Here is a 3,106-nt window from a genome sequence, read left to right on the forward strand (position 1 = left end):
CTCCTCGGCCTGGGCCTCGGCGGCCCGGCGCGCCGTGACGTCCTCGAAGGCGACCGCCCACCGCCCGCCCGCCACGGGCTGCAGGTGGATCTCCAGGCGCTGGCCCTGCAGCGTCACCTCGAAGGTGCCGGCCGTCGGCGGGGCGAGGAAGCGCGACAGCTGCGCCCGCACCACGCTCCAGCCCGCGCCCGCACGGTTCCGCGCGACGCGCAGGATCTGCCGGAGGGAGGATCCTTCCGCGAGGGAGGCCTCGCGGCCGCCGAGGAGCCCCAGGCGCCGGCCGGAGGCGAGGACGACGCGCCCGCGCTCGTCCACGAGCAGCAGGCCGTGGCGCATCGCATCCAGGTAGGGCAGCAGAGCCGCGACGACGGCCGGCTCCGGCGCGGCGCGCCCGGCTCCGGCCTCGGCAGAATCCTGGGCAGCGGGACCGAGCTGAGTGCGTAGCGTCGCGGCCATGTCGAAGCAGCCCAATCTCTCGGTCGAGATCGTCCCGACCGAGCCGATAAGCTTACTGCATGTAAAAATCTAAATTTTGACTTAGGGTGGACGGGTGGGCGAGGCTCTAGGTTCGCGAAAAATGGCTGCTCCGGCCGAAAGCACGATCCTGAGGCAGCACGCTAACCTATCTTAGTCTAGCTCTCGACCATCACGCAGCCGAGATATGAGTGCCGTATGCCGCCCCGGCGCAGTCGCAGACCCGCCAGGTGCGTCGCGTGTGCCGGAACCTCGGCGGCCTGCTTCCGGGGAGCCGCCATGCCGCGGCGTTCGGTCGCCGCCCCCCAGGGGCCTGACGCGAACGAAATCGACGCCGTCGATACGGACTATCGACGGCATCTGTTTGAATGATGCTGCAGCGCAGCGCAAATACGCTCTCGGAACGGGCATCGGCCCGAAAACACGAGAGAGACCCGCATTATGACCCTTCGCACCTTCGTCCTCGGCGCCCTCGCTTCCGCGACCGTCATCGGTTCCGTCAGCGCGGAGGAGCGCCTCACCGTCACGCCGACGCTCTACCGTGAGCTGGCCCGGGCCACGGCCTCCGTCCGGCCCGCCGCCGAGCTCACCACCACGCCGCGCCTGGTTCCGGCCGCTCCCGCGAAGCAGCGCGTCGCCGAGGCCGCCGCCCGCTGACGCGGCCCTTCATGCTCCCGAAAGGCCTGCCCCGGGGCGCCGGGGCGGGCCTCATGGACGGGAGCGCGGCACCGTATCCTCCAGCTCGTCGTACCATCGGTGCGCCAAGCCTCTGTCGGGCCGGGGCGCGGATGGTGCGCGGCGCGCACGCTCGCGCCTCCAGGCGGCCGGCGTGTCGCCGAACAGGTCCCGGAAGCTGCGGCTCATGTGGGAGACGGACCTGAAACCGCAGTCGAGCGCCAGCCGCTCCAGCGAGCGGAGTTCGAACGGGTCGGCGAGCGCGGCCCGCATGGCGGCCAGGCGCATCTCCCAGACCCGCCGCATGATGCCGCCGGATCGATCGAAGGCCCGGTACAGCGTCGCGCGCGAGACGCCCAGGCGCCCCGCGATGAAGGCCGGCGTGAGATCCGGCGCGGACAGGTTGCGGGCGATCACCCGCTCGGCGAGCTCGACCAGGCCGGCATCGAGTTCCGCCCCCTCGAGCACGTCGCGGCATCCCGACGGATCGTAGAGGCGCCGGACGAAGCCGAGCACGTCCGAGGCGAGCGCTGCCGCGTCGTCGGTCCCGGGCTCCCGGATCTGGCGGCAGAGCGCGACCAGCCGCGCGACGAGCAGGCGATTGCGCTCCGGATCGAGGCGGACGGGGGCCGTGGCGGGATCGACCCCGGTGAGCAGGGCTCTCGGAATGGTCAGGCCGAAGGCGCTCGAGGGTGCGCCGCGCATGTGCATCTGCTTGGCCATGTCGACGGCCATAACCCGGTTCGGCTGCCGGACCACGGCCTGGCCCGCGAGCACACCTTCGAGGCCGCCCACGGGATAGAGCATCATGGTGAAGTGATCGGGCGTGCTCGCCGCCGAGACGCGATCCCGGATCATGACCTGTGCGTTGAACGTCATGCGGCTGAACAGGACGCCGTCCAGCAACGTGCACGCGAGGGTGCCGCGCGGCGTCGGGCCGCCCCTGGCGCGCTCGACCCGGACCATCGGCGCGAGGAGACCGCGCCATTCGGAGAAGGCCTGCTCGTCCGGCAGGCCGTCCGTGCTGAAGGCGAGCGTCGGCGGAGGGCCGCCCCGCCCATCACCGCGCGTCATCTGGTCGGCCATCGTCGCCACGTATCGCCCGGCCCGCGAGCGCCCCGCCCCGAATGCCGGCCTGACCCGGACGGGGCGTGTCCCGGCACCGGGCATGTCCCGCACTATGCCAGATTTCTGCTGGACCGACAGGCGCATCGTCGGCGGGCGGGTTCCGCGCCGGCATCGAGGAGCCGGCGCCCGGCACGACGATCCCGGTGGGGGGAGAGGGGATCCGCGATCGCCGGGGTGATCAGCCGGAAACAGGATCAGATCTCGCGGGAGACGGGCTTCAGCGCTGCTCCCTTGCCAGTGGCGCCGCGCTCGTACCATCCCCGGCTCCGGTTCACGATCCACACGACCGAGAGCATGACCGGGACCTCGATGAGGACGCCGACCACGGTGGCGAGCGCCGCGCCGGAGTTGAAGCCGAACAGGCTGATGGCGGCGGCCACCGCGAGTTCGAAGAAGTTCGAGGCGCCGATCAGCGCCGAGGGGCCGGCGACGCAGTGCTGCTCGCCGGCGGCCCGGTTGAGGACGTAGGCCAGTCCCGCGTTCAGGTAGACCTGGATGAGGATGGGCACCGCCAGCAGTGCGATGACCGCGGGCTGCGCCAGGATCTGCCCGCCCTGGAAGCCGAACAGCAGCACCAGCGTGGCCAGGAGGGCGACGAGCGACACGGGTCCGAGACGGGCGAGCAGCCGGTCGAGGGCGGCCTGTCCGCCCGAAGCGAGGAAGCTGCGGCGCACGACCTGGGCGACGATCACCGGGACGACGATGTAGAGCGCCACCGACAGCACCAGCGTGCCCCAAGGCACCGTGATCGCCGAGAGCCCGAGCAGCAGGCCGACGATGGGGGCGAAGGCCACCACCATGATGGTGTCGTTGAGCGCCACCTGGCTCA

The 3,106-nt window shown here is 71.6% G+C and carries 3 protein-coding genes and 1 pseudogene; 1 reads left to right on the forward strand and 3 read right to left on the reverse strand.

Annotation, left to right across the window (positions count from 1 at the left end; translation table 11 throughout):
* Nucleotides 1-456: PAS-domain containing protein (locus AX737_RS03395; RefSeq protein ID WP_197430439.1), on the reverse strand; the 456-nt coding region annotated here is incomplete at its 3' end.
* 459 nt (nt 457-915) lie between these two features.
* Between AX737_RS03395 and AX737_RS03400 the strand changes: the two genes are divergently transcribed.
* Entirely contained in the window at nt 916-1,131 is a 216-nt protein-coding gene (locus AX737_RS03400) for a hypothetical protein (protein ID WP_197430440.1), read from the forward strand.
* A 51-nt stretch (nt 1,132-1,182) separates the two neighbouring features.
* Here AX737_RS03400 and AX737_RS03405 read toward each other — a convergent pair whose 3' ends face one another.
* Both AX737_RS03405 and AX737_RS03410 read right to left on the reverse strand, forming a co-directional pair.
* Nucleotides 1,183-2,223: a helix-turn-helix domain-containing protein gene (locus tag AX737_RS03405; RefSeq protein WP_156453507.1), complete on the reverse strand. Its 1,041-nt coding sequence runs from the start codon at nt 2,221-2,223 to the stop codon at nt 1,183-1,185.
* 248 nt (nt 2,224-2,471) lie between these two features.
* Nucleotides 2,472-3,106 (reverse strand): annotated as a pseudogene (locus AX737_RS03410) (arsenical-resistance protein); the annotation flags it as partial.

The sequence above is a fragment of the Methylobacterium sp. CCH5-D2 genome (assembly GCF_001556475.1).
Taxonomy (GTDB): Bacteria; Pseudomonadota; Alphaproteobacteria; order Rhizobiales; family Beijerinckiaceae; genus Methylobacterium; species Methylobacterium hispanicum.